At 37.4% G+C, this 19,469-nt stretch carries 19 protein-coding genes; 16 read left to right on the plus strand and 3 right to left on the minus strand.

The features are described 5' to 3' along the window. The 16 genes from ACFIML_RS04215 to ACFIML_RS04290 form a co-directional block, all read left to right on the plus strand. Positions 1-282, plus strand: a 282-nt coding sequence (locus ACFIML_RS04215; protein WP_375687452.1) for a YadA-like family protein, incomplete at its 5' end; no start/stop codon positions are given. Next, positions 279-881 (plus strand): invasion associated locus B family protein, encoded by a 603-nt coding sequence (locus ACFIML_RS04220; protein WP_375615168.1) that lies wholly within the window; start codon positions 279-281, stop codon positions 879-881. The genes ACFIML_RS04215 and ACFIML_RS04220, both read left to right, overlap by 4 nt. An 885-nt stretch (positions 882-1,766) precedes the next feature. After that, complete coding sequence (locus ACFIML_RS04225) at positions 1,767-3,077, plus strand: Ppx/GppA phosphatase family protein (RefSeq protein WP_375607993.1); 1,311 nt, start codon at positions 1,767-1,769, stop codon at positions 3,075-3,077. A 29-nt stretch (positions 3,078-3,106) separates the two neighbouring features. After that, the gene (locus ACFIML_RS04230) at positions 3,107-3,835 is read left to right on the plus strand and encodes an RlmE family RNA methyltransferase (RefSeq protein WP_375606735.1); all 729 of its coding nucleotides are present in this window, start codon (positions 3,107-3,109) and stop codon (positions 3,833-3,835) included. 198 nt (positions 3,836-4,033) lie between these two features. Continuing rightward, complete coding sequence (obgE, locus tag ACFIML_RS04235) at positions 4,034-5,059, plus strand: GTPase ObgE (protein ID WP_375614580.1); 1,026 nt, start codon at positions 4,034-4,036, stop codon at positions 5,057-5,059. A 1-nt stretch (position 5,060) separates the two neighbouring features. Further along, a complete protein-coding gene (gene proB / locus ACFIML_RS04240; protein ID WP_375614582.1) occupies positions 5,061-6,200 on the plus strand; it encodes a glutamate 5-kinase in 1,140 nt (379 codons plus the stop codon). A 45-nt stretch (positions 6,201-6,245) separates the two neighbouring features. Then, positions 6,246-7,502, plus strand: coding sequence for a glutamate-5-semialdehyde dehydrogenase (locus tag ACFIML_RS04245; RefSeq protein WP_375606737.1), 1,257 nt, complete (start codon positions 6,246-6,248; stop codon positions 7,500-7,502). A 29-nt stretch (positions 7,503-7,531) separates the two neighbouring features. Next, positions 7,532-8,125: a nicotinate-nucleotide adenylyltransferase gene (locus ACFIML_RS04250; RefSeq protein ID WP_375687455.1), complete on the plus strand. Its 594-nt coding sequence runs from the start codon at positions 7,532-7,534 to the stop codon at positions 8,123-8,125. Between the two features lie 111 nt (positions 8,126-8,236). Beyond that, complete coding sequence (rsfS, locus tag ACFIML_RS04255) at positions 8,237-8,623, plus strand: ribosome silencing factor (protein ID WP_375606739.1); 387 nt, start codon at positions 8,237-8,239, stop codon at positions 8,621-8,623. Position 8,624: 1 nt separating this feature from the next. Continuing rightward, positions 8,625-9,107 carry a 23S rRNA (pseudouridine(1915)-N(3))-methyltransferase RlmH gene (gene rlmH, locus ACFIML_RS04260; RefSeq protein ID WP_375687458.1) on the plus strand — a complete coding sequence of 161 codons (483 nt, stop codon included), beginning with the start codon at positions 8,625-8,627 and terminating at the stop codon, positions 9,105-9,107. A gap of 133 nt (positions 9,108-9,240) precedes the next feature. Then, positions 9,241-10,485 (plus strand): murein hydrolase activator EnvC family protein, encoded by a 1,245-nt coding sequence (locus ACFIML_RS04265; protein WP_375610579.1) that lies wholly within the window; start codon positions 9,241-9,243, stop codon positions 10,483-10,485. Next, a complete protein-coding gene (locus ACFIML_RS04270; protein ID WP_375606741.1) occupies positions 10,475-11,785 on the plus strand; it encodes a S41 family peptidase in 1,311 nt (436 codons plus the stop codon). The genes ACFIML_RS04265 and ACFIML_RS04270 overlap by 11 nt, the downstream gene beginning before the upstream one ends. Before the next feature lie 39 nt (positions 11,786-11,824). Continuing rightward, positions 11,825-12,352 carry an RNA pyrophosphohydrolase gene (locus ACFIML_RS04275; protein ID WP_375606742.1) on the plus strand — a complete coding sequence of 176 codons (528 nt, stop codon included), beginning with the start codon at positions 11,825-11,827 and terminating at the stop codon, positions 12,350-12,352. A gap of 101 nt (positions 12,353-12,453) precedes the next feature. Then, positions 12,454-13,014 (plus strand): invasion associated locus B family protein, encoded by a 561-nt coding sequence (locus tag ACFIML_RS04280; protein ID WP_375606743.1) that lies wholly within the window; start codon positions 12,454-12,456, stop codon positions 13,012-13,014. Positions 13,015-13,340: 326 nt separating this feature from the next. Further along, entirely contained in the window at positions 13,341-13,634 is a 294-nt protein-coding gene (locus ACFIML_RS04285; protein WP_375610568.1) for a YggT family protein, read from the plus strand. A gap of 22 nt (positions 13,635-13,656) precedes the next feature. Beyond that, a complete protein-coding gene (locus ACFIML_RS04290; RefSeq protein WP_375608004.1) occupies positions 13,657-13,971 on the plus strand; it encodes a DUF167 domain-containing protein in 315 nt (104 codons plus the stop codon). Between the two features lie 52 nt (positions 13,972-14,023). Here the strand turns inward: ACFIML_RS04290 and ppa are convergent, their stop codons facing one another. From ppa to mgtE, 3 genes are all read right to left on the minus strand, one after another. Then, on the minus strand, positions 14,024-14,554 hold the full coding sequence (gene ppa / locus ACFIML_RS04295) for an inorganic diphosphatase (RefSeq protein ID WP_375687460.1): 531 nt from the start codon (positions 14,552-14,554) through the stop codon (positions 14,024-14,026). Between the two features lie 68 nt (positions 14,555-14,622). Further along, a complete protein-coding gene (gene typA, locus ACFIML_RS04300; RefSeq protein WP_375606747.1) occupies positions 14,623-16,449 on the minus strand; it encodes a translational GTPase TypA in 1,827 nt (608 codons plus the stop codon). Between the two features lie 1,270 nt (positions 16,450-17,719). Beyond that, positions 17,720-19,096 carry a magnesium transporter gene (gene mgtE / locus ACFIML_RS04305; protein WP_375606748.1) on the minus strand — a complete coding sequence of 459 codons (1,377 nt, stop codon included), beginning with the start codon at positions 19,094-19,096 and terminating at the stop codon, positions 17,720-17,722. Positions 19,097-19,469: the final 373 nt, after the last annotated feature.

A 19,469-nucleotide genomic window follows, 5' to 3' on the forward strand; every position in this document is an offset into this window, starting at 1 on the left:
ACGGATATGAAGTTTGAGACATTGAATTATGCTATTCAGGATGTTCGGAAAGAAGCAAGACAAGCTGCTGCTATTGGCCTAGCGGTGTCCAACTTACGTTACTATGATATACCAGGATCTTTAAGTGTTTCATTTGGGAGTGGTTTGTGGCGCAGTCAATCTGCACTTGCTATTGGTGCTGGTTATACATCTGAAGATGGAAATATTCGCTCGAATGTGTCTGTGACAAGTGCTGGAGGTCATTGGGGAATAGGCGCTGGAATTACTCTGAGGTTGAGATGATAATAGAAAAAATGGCTGTTATTGTAAAAACGAGAAGTATGTTAGTAAAGATTCTGCTTGCTCTTGCCTTAATAGGCAAGAGCGAGAGCTTTGCCAACGAGAACAATAATATTTATACAGTGCATCCACCGCACTTATCGATACCTAAGGGAGAACCTGGCGAAACACGTCGAATTATTATGCAGTTTTATGATTGGACTTTGATTTGTGACGAAAAACAAAAGCTCAAACATAAGCAAGGTATATGTAATGTGACACAGACGGTTCATGATCAAGAAGGAAATACCATTTTTAGTTGGTCTCTTGTTTCTACGACAAGTGGTCAAGCAGTGATGCTTTTTCGAACATTGCCAAATTCTGATATAAATGTTCCGATTCAAATGTTTGTAAAAGGTGTTAAAAAACCTGTTCTTATTAATTATACGCAATGTAATGAAACGGTTTGTTTGGCACAATCACCTGTAGGGCCGGTTTTGACTAAACAAATAGAGCAGAACAATAAGGTACGTATTTCCTATAAAACTAAAGAAGGTAAGGTATTTTCTTTTACTGTACCATTTAAAGGGTTAAATGCAGCACTTAATTCTTTCCGTCCTTAGAATCCATCGAGTATTTTTAACAAGAGTCATTTTTCCATAAATTGTTGTATTATATTTCTGAGTGTAAATTATAAGATTAAATAAGTAAGAAGTTTTATATAATATGATATCGAGATGATTTGTTGGAAATAGTGAGAGTTTTATGAAATATAAAGTCACAGTAAGTTCTTTATATGTAATAGAAAATCAAGTTAGTGTTTCCCGTAATGCTTAAAGAAAGATTTCGTTAGTTATTAAAAATAAAAAAGATTAGAAATAATCGATTTATTTCTTACAATAATGAGTAGACTAAATTCTTTTTTTAAGCGGTCTGGTTATGTATTAATATTTTTCAGATAAATTTATAATTCTAGGGGTTTTTTTGAACGATAGTTTTTATTGGTATTCACAAAATAACAGCTATTGTAATTGCATTGTGTAGTACTACAGAACTTTTATTCCAGCATAATCAAAGCTATTTCATTGTATATAACAAACGAGGCTCGTGTGTGGATAACGAGATTAAAAAAATTTTTCTTATAAACCGTACTAATGTATAGGTTGTTGTAACCTTAAGAGTCAGCAAATAGTATGATAGTGTAGGTTTGTTACAATAGAGGTGTGCTCCGGTAAATGGTATAAAGAAAAGAGCATAATTTATAAAAATTAATGTGAACGTAAACGATTAATTTATAGTTTTCAATTCATAAAGAGAAGAATGATTTCATGAAAACAACCAAAAGATTATACCAAAATCTGAATAATGCTAGCGTAGAAAATTTTGATGATAGAAAAAGAAGGAATGGTTTCTTTTATTATTTGATGCTGCATTGTTGCTTTATTTAGGAGTGAGTAGAAGAGTTTTTGCGTTTATTTATTGGGGGAAACGCTCAAAGGATGAGAGAAATGACCCCGTTAAATTATGGTTCAAAAGAGTCAGAGCGAGGAGAAACATGCGATACTGAAGCAGATCAGTTCTATGATCCGTGTGGTAGTAATAAAAACAATCTTTCTGCATTGTCACGAACAGAGGCACACTCCATATTTGTTGATATAAAGGGACAACAGAGAAAAAAATATTGTAAACAGAAACAGGTTTTTATTCAATCGGAAACAGCTTTTGAGTTTCATGGTCAGACAATGATAGGAGCTCAAAAAACAAAAAAACTCAAAGTTCCTTTTCTTCGACGGTTTTCTCAAGTAAAATCCCCACCTCTTTATGCGGCGCTTGATCTGGGAACGAATAATTGTCGTCTTCTTATCGCATCTCCCAGTAAACCTGGATATTTTCGTGTTGTTGATGCTTTTTCTCGTATTGTACGATTGGGAGAAGGTTTAATAAATAACGGTTTTCTTAATACGCAAGCTATGGATCGTGCGATTGAAGCATTAAAGATTTGTCATTTAAAATTAAAACAAAGGCATATTAAGCGTTATCGTTTGATTGCAACGGAAGCTTGCCGTTCAGCGGAAAATGGTAGGCATTTTATTCAGCGTGTTTTGGATGAAACAGGTCTTGAATTGGAAATTGTTGATCGGCAAACAGAAGCGCGTTTTGCGGTTACAGGGTGCAGTACGCTTGTTGAGCCAAATATTGATGCAATTGTGCTTTTTGATATTGGAGGAGGATCATCAGAAATTGTTCTCCTTGATGTTTCTCAAAAACGTTCTTTTCGTTTATCTGGACAGATTATCGCTTGGACTTCTCTTCCTGTTGGTGTTGTTACACTTGCTGAACGTTTTGGAGGAAATAATATTAGTTTAGACGATTTTGAAAAAATGAAAAGCTATGTGCGAAGGTTGTTAAATAATTTTTCAGATCGTCATAAATTAGGAGAGTTAGCGCAAGGTCCGAAGTTTCATCTTTTGGGAACCTCTGGTACAGTTACGACTTTAGCAGGAATGTATCTTAATTTAGAGCGTTATGATAGAAGAAAAGTGGATGGCATTTGGATGAATGATGCAGACATTACTCTTATGACAAAACGCCTATTGTCATGGGATATAGAAAAACGCGTAATAAGTCCTTTTATTGGGCGAGAGAGAGCAGATTTAGTTTTAGCTGGTTGTGCAATTTTAGATGTTATTCGAGAAGTTTGGCCAAGTCAGCGTTTAAGGGTTGCTGATCGTGGATTAAGGGAAGGAATTTTAATAGAGCTGATGTTACGCGATGGTGTATGGTGTCGTCATAGAAAGAGCAGAGATTTCAAGCGTTAGAGAACTAAATATGGAGACAATGAATAACGATGAAAAAAATAACAAAAACACCCAAGGGTGGCTATGGAGGTTCAGGGTCACATGAATTATATCAGCGCGTAAAAAAGAAAGCAGGAACCATTAAAGCTTCATCACGGCGATGGTTAGAGAGGCATCTGAATGATCCTTATGTTCATCAGTCAAAAGTAGATGGTTATCGTTCACGTGCGGCTTATAAACTCATTGAAATTAATGAACGTTATAGTTTTTTGAAAAAAGGACAAAAGGTTATTGATCTAGGAGCAGCACCTGGGGGATGGTGTCAGGTGGCTGGGCATATAATAGGGTCAAGTGATGAAAAGCCTAGCGTGGTTGGTATTGATTATTTGCATGTTGATCCGTTGCCTGGGGTTGTGATGCTGGAAATGGATTTTTTACATGCAGATGCACCGCAGAAATTAATTGATGCTTTAGGAACAAAGCCGGATGTTGTACTTTCTGATATGGCTGCACCAACAACAGGACATCGTCAAACAGATCATTTAAGAACGATTTATTTATGTGAAGTTGCTGCTGATTTTGCTCTTTCTGTTCTAAAACCTGGTGGGCATTTTTTGGCAAAGGCTTTTCAAGGTGGAGCAGAAAACACTCTTCTCACAATACTAAAACAGCATTTTAAAAAAGTCTATCATGTTAAACCACCCGCAAGCCGATCAGAATCAGTGGAGCTTTATCTTTTAGCGCTTGAATTTAAGGGAAAAACAAAAATACAAGAATAGCACCTTCTTTTAAGAAGGCTTAACTTTACTTACGTATTTGAAAAAGCTTAACTTTACGCATGTATTTAAGTATGATGATTTTTTCAAATAGTTATTCAGAGATATTTAGAGTTTCTCTGTTAACAATGATGAAAAGCTGGTAAAATTAATATATTGCCTATAGAGGTAGAAAGATTGATTCCTCAGTGAGCGCTTCCAATGAAATTTCTTGATCAAGCTAAAGTTTATATTCGTTCTGGTAATGGAGGTTCTGGAGCAGTATCATTTCGTCGTGAAAAATTCATAGAATTTGGGGGGCCTGATGGGGGGAATGGGGGGCGGGGAGGTGATGTCTGGGTGCTTGTTGTTGATGGGCTTAACACGCTGATTGATTATCGATACCAACAACATTTTAAAGCAAAAACAGGGGGACATGGCAAGGGGCGTAATATGACGGGTGAGAAGGGTGATGATGTCATCCTTAAAGTTCCGGTTGGGACGCAAATTTTTGAAGAAGATAATACAACGTTAATCTGTGATTTAACGGAAGTGGGACAGCGCTATCGCCTTGCAAAAGGCGGGAATGGCGGTTTTGGCAATCTTCACTTTACAACATCGACAAATCGGGCACCGCGTCGTGCAAATCCAGGTTTGTCTGGAGAAGAGCGTGCAATATGGCTTCGTTTGAAGTTAATTGCTGATGCGGGACTTGTTGGTTTACCAAATGCTGGGAAATCGACTTTTTTAGCTTCTGTGACGGCTGCAAAACCAAAAGTTGCAGATTATCCTTTTACCACTCTACATCCTCATCTTGGTGTTGTACGAATTGATGGTCGTGAATTTGTTTTGGCTGATATTCCGGGGTTAATCGAAGGAGCCCATGAAGGGGTGGGAATTGGAGACCGTTTTTTAGGACATGTGGAACGTTGTCGTGTCCTCCTTCATTTGATTTCTGCTCAAGAAGAAGATGTTGCAAAAGCATATCAAATTGTGCGTCATGAACTTGAGTCTTATGGAAACAATCTAAGTAATAAGACTGAAATTGTCGCTTTAAGCCAAATAGATACGCTCACGGTTGACGAGCGTAAAACGAAACAGGAAGCTTTACAAAGAGTAACGGATCAACCTGTTATGATGTTTTCTGCGGTTAGTCGCGAAGGTTTAGAAAATGTGCTGCGTGCTGGTGCACGTATTATTGAAATTTCACGTAAAGAGGAGAACGGTGGGGATAGCAGGATTGATTGAGATGGCTGTTGGATTGCAAAAACTCACACACTATAAACGTATCGTGGTCAAAATTGGATCTGCACTTTTGGTTGATCCTCAGACAGGGTTACGGGTTGAATGGCTTAAAAGTTTGATCAGTGATGTTGTTGGATTACACAAAAAAGGTGTAGAGATATTATTGGTGTCTTCAGGGGCTATTGCTTTAGGAAGGACATTGCTACAGCTTCCTAAGGGGGCTTTGAAATTGGAAGAAAGTCAGGCATGTGCTGCTTTGGGGCAAATTGAGTTAGCGAAAACCTATGGTGATGCGCTTGCTCAACATGGGCTCAAAACAGGCCAAATTTTGCTTACTTTATTTGATACGGAGGAGCGAAGACGTTATCTCAATGCACGTGCAACGATTGAGATGCTTTTATATTTGGGGGCTGTGCCTGTTATTAATGAGAATGATACTGTTGCGACAACTGAAATTCGTTATGGTGATAATGACCGTTTAGCTGCACGTGTGGCAACAATGGTGAGGGCAGATCTTTTAATACTTTTATCTGATATTGATGGTCTTTATACAAAGTCTCCCCATAGAGATCCTACGGCTGAATTTATACCTTTTGTTGCATCCATTACGCATGATATCGAAAAAATGGCAGATGTTGCTGCTTCAGAGTTTTCGCGGGGAGGAATGAAGACTAAGCTTGATGCCGGAAAAATAGCTAATGCTGCTGGAACGGCGATGATTATCACCTCAGGCAAACGTATGAATCCCCTTGCTGCAATTGACAAAGGTGAACGCAAGAGTTTTTTTGCAGCAAGTAAGAAATCTGTCAATGCTTGGAAAACATGGATTTCTGGTCATTTAGATCCATCTGGTGTTTTGACGATTGATCAAGGAGCCATTAGGGCTCTTGAAACAGGAAAATCATTATTAGCAGCAGGGGTTATTGGCGTTGAGGGAAATTTCCAGCGTGGGGATACGGTTGCAATTGTTGGTACAGATGGAGTTGAGATTGCGCGTGGACTTGTAAGCTATGACAAAGATGAGGCTGTACGCATTATAGGACATAAAAGTGAAGAAATTGAAGCTATTCTTGGGTATGAGGCGCGCTCTGCTATGGTGCATCGTAATGATATGATTGTACGTTACTTGATCAATTCTGTTTAAAAAAGTTACTTTTGTTTTTATTATTTTGGCAGAGTGGATGATACGATGACTTTAGAAGAAAAAATGAAAGATATGGGACAAAAAGCACGCTATGCCGCTGCAGCATTGGCTGTTGCTTCTTCTGAGCAAAAGAACAATGCATTGGAAATGATCGCTTTAAGCCTAGAGGCTTACTCAGATGAAATTTTACAGGCGAATTGTTTGGATTTAGAGAAGGCTGCTCAGAATAATTTGAAAGCAGCAATGATTGATCGGCTTAGATTAGATGAATTGCGTTTGGGTGCAATGATAGATAGTGTTCGTCAAGTTGCTCATTTATCTGATCCTGTTGGGCAGGTCATAAGTGCGTGGACACGCCCCAATGGGCTTCATATAAGTCGTGTAAGAACACCTCTTGGTGTAATTGGCATTATTTATGAGAGTCGCCCAAATGTTACAATTGATGCGAGTGCTTTGTGTTTAAAAGCGGGCAATGCTGCGATTTTGCGCGGTGGTTCGGATAGCTTTCATTCTTCTCATGCACTTCATTGTGCGTTGGTACAAGGATTAGAGCGCTCTGGTTTACCCAAAGATGCTATCCAAATGGTTGGAACGACAGATCGTGCTGCCGTTGGGGAAATGCTCAAAGGATTGGATGGAGCGATTGATGTGATCGTACCACGTGGTGGAAAGAGCCTTGTTGCCCGCGTTCAGTCTGATGCACGTGTTCCAATTTTTGCTCATTTGGAGGGACTTTGTCATATTTATATTGATAAATCGGCAGATTTAGATATGGCACGCAATATTGTTTTAAATGCAAAGCTGCGGCGAACAGGGATATGCGGTGCTGTTGAGACAGTTCTCATTGACAGCCAAGCATTAAAAAAGTTTCTTCCTGTTTTAACTGCTTTACAGGAGAAGGGATGTGAAATTCGCGCCACAGAAGATATTGTTTTTCTTATGCCAGATGTAAAATTAGCCTCTGAAGAAGATTGGTCACATGAATATCTTGATGCTATTCTTTCTGTTAAAACGGTTGAGGGGGTTGAGGGAGCTATTGCTCATATCAAGCGTTATTCATCAGGACATACGGAATCGGTTATTGCTGAGGATTTGGAAGTGGTGAAGATCTTTTTTAATCATTTAGATTCAGCTATTTTATTACACAATGCATCGACACAGTTTGCTGATGGAGGTGAATTTGGTTTTGGAATGGAAATTGGTATCGCAACAGGAAAAATGCATGCACGTGGTCCCATAGGTGTTGAACAGCTAACATCATTTCAATATCATGTTAAAGGAAATGGTCAGGTTAGAGTTTGAAAAGCCTATTTTTTCCATGGAAAAATTGTATGCCACATGTTGAAAGATCTAATGTTGTAGGTCTTTTTGGTGGTTCCTTTAATCCGCCGCATGCGGGGCACCTTCTCGTTGCAAAAATTGCCATTCAGCGTTTACATCTTGATCAGTTATGGTGGATGGTTAGTCCAGGCAATCCTTTAAAGGATTGTACACAGTTACTCCCTTTAGAGGAGAGAATGCGATTAAGTTTTAAACTTATTGACCATCCGAAAATTCGCTTGACAGGTTTTGAAAAAGCTATAGGGAGCAAAGTATCGGTAGATACAATTTTCCATATTCTTACCCATTACAGTAGTGTAAATTTTGTATGGATTATGGGAGCGGATAGTTTTACAACGATACATCATTGGTATCGATGGCGTGATATTGTCTCTATGCTTCCTATTGCAATTATTGATCGTCCTTTAGGCCATAGGTCGGCACTCTTTTCTCCTATGGCACAGATTTATCGCCGATTTCGTTTGGATGAGAGAGAAAGTGGGCGCTTACCTTTTATAAAACCGCCAGTTTGGACTTATTTGCATGGACCTTTATCTTTTCAATCTTCAACAAACCTTCGTTTGGAGAAGAATGATTTTTCTTGAACATTTCATAAGATTCTGCTTCTTTCTAAAGAAGTCTCTTTTTGACATTACACAACGACAAGAAAGGATATTGATCTGAAAAACGTTGCACACAAACACTGTTATGATATTATGCCTTCAAAAGAAAAAAAAGTTTTTTCTGTTAGTGAGAGTCTTGAAGTTATTCTCAAGAGTTTAGAAGATACAAAAGCAGAAGATATTGTTGCTATTGATATTCGAGGGAAGTCATCTTTGGCTGATTATATGATCATAGCTTCAGCAAATTCGCAGCGTCATGTATCTTCTGTTGCTGATCATTTATTACATACTTGGAAAGATAGTGGGCAGGGGCTTGCGTGTGTAGAAGGGCTTGCTGGAGGTGACTGGGTATTGATTGATACAGGTGATATTATCATTCATCTTTTTCGTCCAGAAGTTCGTCTTTTTTATAATTTAGAAAAAATATGGATGACGCCGGATTTAAATGATACGGCTTTGCTTCTCTTCGGAGATCATTAAAATGCAAATTTCTATTTTTGCGGTTGGTCGTATGAAAAGTGGGGCAGAGCAAACATTGGTTCAACATTATTTGGATCGTTTTTCTAAAAGTTCTGGTGCTGTAGGCTTTCATTTAAAAAAGTTACAAGAGATACCAGAAAGTCGTGCTCAAACAGTTTGTCAACGTATGGAGGAAGAGGGGAGAAAACTTATTGAATTTTTACCTGAAAAATGTCGATTAATTGTGTTAGATGAGCGTGGAGAATCGATTTCGTCAACTTCTTTTTCTGAAAAATTGAGGTGTTATTGTGATGAGGGAATTCGAGATGTCGTCATTGCTTTGGGAGGACCTGATGGGCATAATGAGCAAATAAGGAAGCGTGCTGATTTTCTTTTATCTTTTGGTTTGATGACGTGGCCACATCAAATTGCACGTATTCTTCTTACAGAACAACTTTATCGCGCTGTAACAATTGAAAATAATCATCCGTATCATCGTTTTTAATATTTTTGTTCAATTTTTAGCACTTATTTATATGTTTATTAATATTGTTTTAGCTGACACCATTTAAAGCATCTCTAATGTATACGATGAGGTGTCATGGTTTTTGCAAATGAAAAAGCTTCTTCATAGAAAGATGCTATATTTATATGAGGAGTGCGTCATATTTGTCATTCTGCTCTTGAGTATGTTTTTTTGCTTTTCTGTATCGCATGCGGAAGATACAATGAGGAGTACGGAAGTCCATAAAGAATTGGGAGAAATTCGCCAAAATATTTCACTTTCACGTGAGCGTGTTGCTTTTCTTATGCATCAAGTTGAGCATTTAAAAAAAGATCAACGTGTTTTGAGTGATGCACTCATAAAGGCGGCTAAAGAAGAACGTATAGTAGCAGATGATATTGCTAAAAGGGAAGAAAAGCTTAAAAAAATGATAGAAAAGCGGGTACAAGTCTATCAAAGTTTAAAAAATCGTCGTGCTGAATTTGCAGAAGTTCTTGCAATTTTGGAGCGTATGGGATTGAATCCGCCTCCTGCTCTTATGATACAGCCAGAGGACGCGTTGGCTTCTATACGTAGTTCTGTTTTATTAGGTACAGTTATTCCTCAGATGCAGGAGAAAACACGAGATTTAACAGTAAAACTCAAGGAGTTGACCAATTTGAGTAATTCCATTACTAGGGAATATACAGGATTAAAGACAAAACTGCAAAATCAAGCAGAGCAGCGAAAACGTTTAGAGCTTTTATTAGACAAAAAAAACAAACTACAAACAAAATCAGAAAAAGAACTTACAGAACAGCAACGAAAAAATATTGCTCTTGCTAAAAAAGCGCAGTCTTTGGAAGAATTGATTTTAGAGCTTGATCGTCAGTCAAAACTTAGCTCTGATGCATCAGTACAGGTACGGAAAAGTTTGCAATTGTTAGAACAGTCCAATTTTGAAAGCCGAAAAGGTTCTTTACTTTTTCCTGTTTCAGGAAAAAGAATACATCACTCTAACAAAAGTTCGCAGATTACGCGCTTTGGTGAAACGATAGAAACAGAGTCAGGAGCTGTTGTTATATCACCTGTGGATGCTTTTGTTGCTTTTGCTGGGCCATTTCGTTCTTACGGACATTTAATCATTCTCAACGTTGGAAATGGTTATCATATCATTCTTACTGGAATGTCGAGAATTAATGTAAAACAGGGGCAGTTTGTTCTTTCAGGTGAGCCTCTGGGTATAATGGAGATGCAATTTATTTCAAACAGTGTTGCATTGGATATAGGAAAAACTTCTCCAATGCTTTACATTGAGTTTAGAAAGCAGGGAAAACCTGTAAATCCAACTCCTTGGTGGCAGACTGAAAAAATAAGAAGGAGCCAAAATGATTCGTAAAGTTATTCTTTTGGTCGCTGGGGTATTGCTCGGCGCCTGTTCAATGATTATGGTGCAGTCTGTTGCTGCGAATAATGAAGATAATGCATATAAAAAGCTAGCTATATTTGGCGATGTTTTTGAGCGTGTGCGTATGCAATATGTTACAGTTCCAGATGATAAAAAGCTTATTGAAAATGCTATCAATGGCATGCTCACATCACTGGACCCTCATTCATCTTATTTGAATGCCGAAGAAGCCAAGGATATGCGGGATTCTACGAAAGGAGAGTTCGGAGGTCTTGGTATTGAGGTCACTATGGAAAAAAACTTAATTAAAGTTGTTTCACCAATGGATGATACTCCTGCTTCAAAAGCAGGTATTCTAGCAGGAGACCTTATTTCAAAAATTGATGATGTACAAACGAATGGTCAAACATTGAATGAAGCTGTTAATAAGATGCGAGGTGCTCCTGGAACACCAATTACCTTAACAATTATTCGTTCTGGCGTTGATAAGCCATTTGAAGTGAAGATTATTCGTGATATTATCAAAGTAAAAGCGGTGAAATATCGGGTTGAGGGTGACATTGGATATGTGAGAGTTATTCAGTTTTCTGAGCAGACATTAAATAATCTTCTAGCGGCAATTAAAGATATCCAATCTAAAATTCCTGAAGATAAGCTAAAAGGTTACGTTCTTGATTTGCGGCTTAATCCGGGTGGGCTTTTAGATCAAGCTGTTAATGTTTCGAGTGCTTTTCTCAATAAAGGTGAAATTGTGTCGACTCGTGGGCGCAAAAAGAGTGATGTGACAAGATTTGATGCGAAGCCAGGTGATGTCATCAATGGAAAACCGCTCATTGTTCTTATTAATGGTGGTTCGGCAAGTGCTTCCGAAATTGTTGCGGGTGCATTGCAAGATCATCGTCGTGCAACAATTTTAGGGACGCAGTCTTTTGGTAAAGGATCTGTTCAAACAATTATTCCTTTGGGTGAAAATGGGGCTTTACGCTTAACAACAGCACTTTATTACACGCCATCTGGCACTTCTATTCAAGGAACAGGGATCACGCCTGATATTATTGTAGAGCAGCCACTCCCCGAAAAATATAAGGGTTATGATGTAAAAGTTGGTGAGTCTGCATTAAAAGGACATATCAAAGGAAAACGAGAGAGTAATAAAGGATCTGGTTCAGCTGCTTTTGTTCCCAAAGACCCTAAAGATGATATTCAATTGAATGAGGCCTATAAACTATTACGAGGTGAAATGGTAAATGCAGCATTTCCACCAGATCCCAATAAGGATGTGTTAAAGTGAGAATTGATATCTATAGCTTGCGATTTTGAGGAATATTAAATGGATGCAGGTATTAATTTGAAGATTCTTCCATATCGCAAATGTGTTGGGATTGTTGTCTTTAATCATGAGGGTAAAGTGTGGGTTGGGCGTCGTTTAATGATGCCCATTCATCCAGATGCAGATATTGACATATCTCATCGTTGGCAGCTTCCTCAAGGAGGGATTGATGAAGATGAAAAACCATTAGATGCAGCGTATCGTGAACTTTATGAAGAAACGGGTATTCGATCTATAAAGTTGATTAAAGAAGCACAAAATTGGTTTCACTATGATTTTCCACAAGAACTTATTGGGTGCACATTAAGCAATAAATATCGTGGACAAATACAAAAGTGGTTTGCTTTCCAGTTTACAGGAAAGCTTTCTGAAATTGCGATTAATCCGCCGCCAGAAGGCAATAAAGCGGAGTTCGATCAATGGAAATGGGTTGATCTAGAAACCCTTCCTTTAATTGTTGTTTCTTTTAAAAAGCATGTTTATATGAAAGTTGTTAGCGAATTTCGAGGTAGCCTTCGGTTGTTATAAAAGCTATATGATTATAAGAAAGCTTTTTGTATTGAGATACTTTATATTAATTTATAAATAATAAATATGTTTCTCTTTTATGTAAAGAACAGGGATATAAAATGAAAAAGTTATTTAATTTACTTATAGTTTGTACTCTTTTGAGTATTTCATCTGTTGCATTTGCAACAGGTTCAAAGCCTTCTGCACCAAAAGATGCAGTAGAGACATTACCAAATGGTGCTTCTTCTTTAACTGAAACCTATGGCTTGTGGACCATTAATTGTGGGTTACAAGAAGGGAAAAAAGTTTGCTTTATGCATCGTCAAGAAGTAAATGAGCAAGGGCGTGTTGTTGTGGCTATGAGCCTTATTCTCAATGCTGAGGGTGTTGTATCAGGTAGCTTAACCGTTCCTTTTGGCATTTTGGTTTCTAAACCTGTTCGTTTGCAAGTTGATGAAGGGAAAGCTGTTATTGAAACTGGTATAAGGACTTGTGTGCCAGCAGGTTGTGTGGTTCCTGTCGTTTTTGACAAAAATCACGTAGCAGCTTTGCGTTCTGGAAAACAGTTAAAGTTGGCGATGACAATTGCTGCTGCAGGTGAACCAGCTTTGAATGATTTATTTATTCAGCTAGATGGTTTTAGCAGTGCTCTTAATCGTTTGACTGCTTTGCAAAAATAATTTTAAAACTAAAAACGGCCTTTTAAAGGCCGCTTTTAGTTTGTTTGTTTTTTATAATTAATAATTAAAACGATGAGATTTAAGATTAATCCTATAAGGGATATTCAGATTTTTTGCCGTTTCTTCTATTTTATGTGCTATTTTTACTTTTGATATTTGTTTTCTAACTGCATCGTCATTAAATAGAGAGATGAAGAATTTAGATGTCTGGTTTTTATTCAAGAAAAAAGAGTATTGAAATATAAAACCATTTTTTGATACACAGGCCTGCTTTAATGAAGGTTTTCTATACGCTCTTCTGTTTCCTTGATTGAAAGGGATGACGCATGATTTATGCATTGCTTCGAACGATTGATTTGATTTTTGAGATTTATATTGATATTTTAATCGCTAGTGTCATTTTTTCTTGGCTTTATGTCTTTAATATCATAAATTCACGCAATCGCTTTGTTGTTTTGATAGGAAGCTTTCTATATCGTCTTACAAATCCCGTTCTAAGCCGTATCCGGCAAATTTTACCAAATTTGGGAACAATTGATATTTCACCTATTATAGTGTTCGTTATTATTTATTTTATTCGTACTTTTATGTGGCGTGTTTACGCAAACATGTATGTATAGAAATGTTACTTGAGGCGAATACATGTTTTATCAAGTTGATAAAAATAACTTGATTTTGTTTGTATATCTCATTCCCAAATCATCTGTTGACAAAATAATAGGGGTTGAATGTAGGGATGGTGAAAAGCAATATCTGGTTATACGCCTTCGTGCTGTTCCTGAAGATGGAAAAGCGAATAAAGCTCTCATTAAATTTCTTGCGAAGCAGTGGAAAATCCCATCTTCTTCTATTTCCCTGAAAAGCGGCGCAATATCTCGCTACAAACAACTTTACTTTTCAACACATTTAGAAGAGCTACAACAGATATGGCAATCCTTTAGAGATTGTATCTCGTAGAAAAAATAAAGAACAAAGCCTATTTTTTATAGGCTTTATTTTATTAAAATCGTTATACTTTTTTATTGCGCTCAACAGCTTGCTTAATTAATTCATGAGCAAAGTTTTTATTACGCCATCCTTCAATTTTAGCCCATTTTCCAGGTTCCAGATCTTTATAATGCTTGAAGAAATGTTCAATTTGTTTGAGTGTAATCTCGGGCAGATCTGTATAGTCATGAATATTGATATAGCGTTTTGTTAATTTTGTCGTGGGAATGGCAATAATTTTTTCATCTTTACCACCATCATCTTCCATCATTAGAGCTCCGATGGGGCGAACATTGATAACACAACCAGGTATAAGTGGACGGGTATTACAGATAAGGACATCAATAGGATCACCATCATCTGAAAGCGTATGAGGGACAAAACCGTAATTTCCAGGATAAACCATCGATGTATGAAGAAAACGGTCAACAAATAATGCACCCGACTTTTTATCCATCTCATATTTTATTGGCTGACCACCAAGAGAGACTTCCACAATAACGTTAATATCTTCTGGTGGATTTTTGCCTACGGGTATTTCCTTAATATTCATAGAGACATCCTTTCTGGAATATAGTGAGGCTCAATACAATTAAATATTTTACCAAAGAGATTATGAAATTAACTTGAAATTGATGCACGTGTTTTTTCAAAACGTTTACGTTCATTGGGATCAAGATAGAGTTTGCGGAGACGAATATTTTTAGGGGTTACCTCCACAAGTTCATCATCTTGTATCCATGATAAGGCACGTTCTAATGTCATTTTAATGGGAGGCGTTAACTTTACCGCTTCATCTTTTCCGGAAGCGCGCATATTAGTAAGTTTTTTTCCTTTTAACACATTAACTTCTAAGTCATTATCGCGTGAGTGGATGCCAATAATCATACCTTGATAGACTTTCACACCTGCATCAATGATCATAGGTCCACGATCTTCAAGATTAAAAAGAGCATAAGCAACAGATTCACCGTTGTCATTAGAAATCATAACACCATTAACGCGACCAGCAATGTCTCCTTTATAAGGTTCATAAGCATGGAAAAGGCGATTCATAATTGCTGTACCACGTGTGTCCGTTAAAAGTTCAGATTGATAACCAATAAGTCCTCTAGTTGGGGCGTAAAAGACAAGGCGGACACGATGACCTCCAGAAGGACGTAATTCTACCATTTCACCCTTACGTTCAGACATTTTTTGTACAACAGTACCGGAATATTCTTCATCGACATCGATAACAACTTCTTCGATTGGCTCAAGAATTGTTCCATTTTCATCTTTTTGCATAACAACACGTGGACGTGAAACACTAAGCTCAAATCCTTCACGGCGCATATTTTCAATAAGAACTGCAAGCTGTAATTCTCCTCGTCCTGAAACGTAGAAAGAATCTTTATCGGCTGATTCTTCAATTTTAAGAGCGACATTGCCTTCTGCTTCTTTTAACAATCGGTCACGAATGACACGACTTGTTACTTTATCGCCTTCAGTTCCTGCAAGGGGGCTATCGTTGACGAGAAAACTCATCGTCACAGTAGGAGGATCAATTGGTTGGGCAGTAAGGGGTTCATTAACCGTAGGATCACAGAAAGTATCAGCGACGGTACCTTTTTGCAGACCTGCAATCGCAACAATATCACCAGCACTTCCTTCTTCAATAGGTTGCCGTTCTAGACCACGAAATGCTAGAATTTTTGAAATCCGCCCAGTTTCTAAAAGTTTTCCATCTTGTCCCAGAACCTTGACATTTTGATTGGGTTTTAGAGAGCCGGAATGAATACGACCTGTAATAATTCGTCCCAAAAACGGATCCGCTTCAAGAATAGTTCCAATCATGCGGAATGGGCCTTCTGCGACGCTAGGGGAAGGAACATGCCGCGTTACAAGATCAAATAAAGGACCTAATCCTTGATCTTTTGGTCCCTCGGGGGCTTCAGCCATCCATCCATCGCGTCCTGAACCATAAAGAATGGGAAAATCAAGCTGTTCATCAGTTGCGTCAAGAGCAGCGAAAAGGTCAAAAACCTCATTAATAACTTCATCAACGCGTGCATCAGGTCGGTCAATTTTATTAATAGCAACAATAGGGCGCAAACCTACTTTCAATGCTTTGCCAACGACAAATTTTGTTTGTGGCATTGGTCCTTCAGCTGCATCAACAAGGACGATGGCTCCATCAACCATATTGAGGATGCGTTCAACTTCTCCACCAAAGTCAGCGTGTCCTGGTGTATCAACAATATTAATTCGAGTATCTTTCCAAACAACAGATGTCACTTTCGCTAGGATTGTAATTCCGCGTTCTTTCTCAATATCGTTTGAATCCATCATACGTTCGCTTGTACGTTGATTATCACGGAAGTTTCCTGATTGCTTGAGAAGCCCGTCTACAAGCGTTGTTTTCCCATGGTCAACGTGGGCAATGATGGCAATGTTACGCAATTGCATAAATTTTCTTCTTTTCGTTTAATGAAATTTCATTTGAGGCAAAGTCTTTACATTCTTTGCCTGATTATTAGAAAACCTTTTACATGTTTTTTTATAATTTTGGAAGATGGAGGCAATATTTTTATGGCAAAACTATTTATCCAAGTCTTTAAGGCTCTATTGAGCTTCAATTTCTGAAGCTTCGTAAAAGTTTTTTATAATACGTATGTTCTATTCTCGAGCTAAGAATTATCCCAAAAATCACAGTCAATTTGATTTTTATCAATATGACACAAGAAATTTATATGAATTCTTGTAAGAGTAAGTAAGTATAAAGCTAGCGGTATTGTTGTTGTTGTTTTGCAAAGAGATTGATAAAAATCCGGAATATCTCTCAATCCATAGCCAATTTATTGACAATTTTACAATATTTTTATTCTAAATAAAGCTTTTTCTTATTCAATAACTTGTCAATCAAAATCCAGATCTAATGCAATCGTGTATTTGAGGTAAATATTGAGACGATTAAGAATTTTATAAGAAGTTCTAGCTTTTGTATGCCAGATTAGGGCAAGAGTTATATCTTTTGATTTATTTATGAATCCGGAATACAGTCTTATTTAGAAAGAATATGAAGGTATCCAAAGAAAATTCCCATTTTTGCCGTTAATCCAATTTATGATTTCAAAAGCATCTAAAGTAATATTTTTTAAACCATGGAGATAGTGCATTGCCTTACACTTTTTTGTTAATTGCATTCTCTAATAGGAGTATGCTTTTCATGCCAAACAGAACACTTTAAACAGAATATACTTTTTGTTGCATATTCATGTACTTAAGAGAGATCGCTTAATGTACACTACATCCATTCCATGATAGGGCTCATAAATGATATAACATACGCGAATAGTATACTATTAACGCCTTTGTGAAGAAATATAAAGCTTGTTGAGTATCATCATTATTATTCTTTCTCAGCTGTCAATATTGCGCCAGTTTTTGATACGAGAGAGAGATGATATAAGAAGTATTTTATTTTTTCTTGAATAGTTTTTAGCCATACACCGATCTCGTTTGTGACTGGCAAGAAGATGACTTTAATCGATTTAATATGAGAAGCTTTATGATGAGGTGAAATTACGCTATTCGGAGCTGTTATTCAAAAAAAATAATAAATTATCTATAGAGCGGTGCGCTAGAAAAATAAATAATAAAGCTTATTCTCTTATGGAAAGAATCTTAGGTTACATGACAAGATTTTTCCATAAGTAAGAGTTTTTACTTTACATGTTTAAAGGAGAGTTCCTGACAAAATGAGGGAAGCTACAGAAAAATAGATTATAATGCCCATGACATCTACTAAAGTTGCCACAAAAGGAGCAGAAGCACTTGCTGGATCAAATTTTAAACCTTTAAGAATAAAAGGCAACATAGATCCAGAAAGAGAACCAAAGGTAACGATTCCAACTAAAGCTGTACCCACTGTTGTCGAAATAGCAATCCAATGTTGGCCATAGTCGTAGATACCTAGTTTTTGCCAAAGAGCAATGCGCGTAACACCAATAATTCCGAGTAAGAGACCAAGGGATAATCCTGTTGGAATTTCACGAATAATAACTTTCCACCAGTCTTTTAATGTGAGTTCACGTAAAGCCAATGCACGGATAATAAGGGATGTAGCTTGTGAGCCGGAATTTCCTCCTGAGCTCATAATGAGAGGTATGAACAGTGTAAGAATAATCGCTTTTTCGAGTTCTGTTTCGAAATGCTGCATAGCGCTTGCTGTCAGCATTTCACCGATAAAGAGTAAAGCGAGCCACCCGCCACGTTTTTTCATCATTTCAGGAAACTTAATTTGCATATAGGGCTTATTAAGCGCTTCCATACCCCCAAATTTATAGGCATCTTCATTCATCTCATCGACCATAGTATCAAGCACGTCATCAACGGTTACAATGCCAATGACATGGTTACTTTCATCAACTACAGGCACAGAGAGAAGATCATGGCGTTGGAAAAGGCGTGCGATATCTTCATGATGTGTGAAGGGCGATATTGTAATGGGCGAGTCATGGGTAGGGACATTAAGAATTTGTTCATCAGGTGAGGCAAGAATAAGGTTACGCAGTGAAACAGCTTTGAGAAGAGTACCTGTTTTAGGATCAATCACATAGCTGGTATAAACTGTTTCACGTGTTCGCTCGACTTCACGAATGTGATCCAAAGTTTTTTGTATGGTCCAGTTCGAAGGAACGGCTATAAACTCTGTTGTCATCAGTGCTCCTGCTGTATGGTCAGGATAACTGGTGAGTTTTTTAAGTTCAGCGCGCGTTAAGGGGTTAAGCAAGGCATAAAGTCGTGTGCGGGTTTCTTTATCCATTTCTTGAAAGACGTCTGCAGCAGCATCGGCAGACATGCCATCAAGAATTTCAACAGCACGATTTATAGGGAGAAGTTCTAGGATGGCAGCAGGTTGCTCAAGCTCTGGTTTATCAAAAAGTTCGATAACATAATCAAGAGGTAGAAGACTAAGAATAGTGACACGTTCCATGATATCGAGATCATTGATGATATCAATAGAGTCTGCAAAATGCTGATTTTTTAATTTTTCAGCGAGAGCTTCAGGAGAAAAATTTTTGAAGTCGAAGGCCGTTTTAATTTCAGTCATGATAAAGTACCTCCTGAAGAGTTGGGGAGTTGTAAATCTAAATAATAGATGAGATAAAAACAAAAATTTATGGAAGATTTGAAAAAAACCTCCCCGACTATATTTTCAATTGTTAATATTTTAAGTTAAAGTCAAGGATAAATTATCAGTTATGAACAAGTTTCTGAATCACTGAAACGAGAATACAGCTTAATTTGAGGATAATATAAAAACGTAAATGTAAAAATCAGTTCTGATTTTTACCATCATTTCTTTAATGAAGTTTTTGATTTTCAAAAGAATCTACAGCAATATTTTATAAAGAGTGGAGATTATGCTTTTCTCCAAGTGTTTTTGTTAATATGCAATTCTATTGTGATGTGCGAGCGAATAA

The sequence above is a fragment of the Bartonella sp. AC62GZZY genome (assembly GCF_042196525.1).
Taxonomy (GTDB): domain Bacteria; phylum Pseudomonadota; class Alphaproteobacteria; order Rhizobiales; family Rhizobiaceae; genus Bartonella.

Coding starts and splice junctions, on each gene's coding strand:
- ACFIML_RS04220 (WP_375615168.1), top strand. CDS start 279: ATGATAATAGAAAAAATGGCTGTTATTGTAAAAACGAGAAGTATGTTA.
- ACFIML_RS04225 (WP_375607993.1), top strand. CDS start 1,767: ATGACCCCGTTAAATTATGGTTCAAAAGAGTCAGAGCGAGGAGAAACA.
- ACFIML_RS04230 (WP_375606735.1), top strand. CDS start 3,107: ATGAAAAAAATAACAAAAACACCCAAGGGTGGCTATGGAGGTTCAGGG.
- obgE (WP_375614580.1), top strand. CDS start 4,034: ATGAAATTTCTTGATCAAGCTAAAGTTTATATTCGTTCTGGTAATGGA.
- proB (WP_375614582.1), top strand. CDS start 5,061: ATGGCTGTTGGATTGCAAAAACTCACACACTATAAACGTATCGTGGTC.
- ACFIML_RS04245 (WP_375606737.1), top strand. CDS start 6,246: ATGACTTTAGAAGAAAAAATGAAAGATATGGGACAAAAAGCACGCTAT.
- ACFIML_RS04250 (WP_375687455.1), top strand. CDS start 7,532: ATGCCACATGTTGAAAGATCTAATGTTGTAGGTCTTTTTGGTGGTTCC.
- rsfS (WP_375606739.1), top strand. CDS start 8,237: ATGCCTTCAAAAGAAAAAAAAGTTTTTTCTGTTAGTGAGAGTCTTGAA.
- rlmH (WP_375687458.1), top strand. CDS start 8,625: ATGCAAATTTCTATTTTTGCGGTTGGTCGTATGAAAAGTGGGGCAGAG.
- ACFIML_RS04265 (WP_375610579.1), top strand. CDS start 9,241: ATGCTATATTTATATGAGGAGTGCGTCATATTTGTCATTCTGCTCTTG.
- ACFIML_RS04270 (WP_375606741.1), top strand. CDS start 10,475: ATGATTCGTAAAGTTATTCTTTTGGTCGCTGGGGTATTGCTCGGCGCC.
- ACFIML_RS04275 (WP_375606742.1), top strand. CDS start 11,825: ATGGATGCAGGTATTAATTTGAAGATTCTTCCATATCGCAAATGTGTT.
- ACFIML_RS04280 (WP_375606743.1), top strand. CDS start 12,454: ATGAAAAAGTTATTTAATTTACTTATAGTTTGTACTCTTTTGAGTATT.
- ACFIML_RS04285 (WP_375610568.1), top strand. CDS start 13,341: ATGATTTATGCATTGCTTCGAACGATTGATTTGATTTTTGAGATTTAT.
- ACFIML_RS04290 (WP_375608004.1), top strand. CDS start 13,657: ATGTTTTATCAAGTTGATAAAAATAACTTGATTTTGTTTGTATATCTC.
- ppa (WP_375687460.1), bottom strand. CDS start 14,554: ATGAATATTAAGGAAATACCCGTAGGCAAAAATCCACCAGAAGATATT.
- typA (WP_375606747.1), bottom strand. CDS start 16,449: ATGCAATTGCGTAACATTGCCATCATTGCCCACGTTGACCATGGGAAA.
- mgtE (WP_375606748.1), bottom strand. CDS start 19,096: ATGACTGAAATTAAAACGGCCTTCGACTTCAAAAATTTTTCTCCTGAA.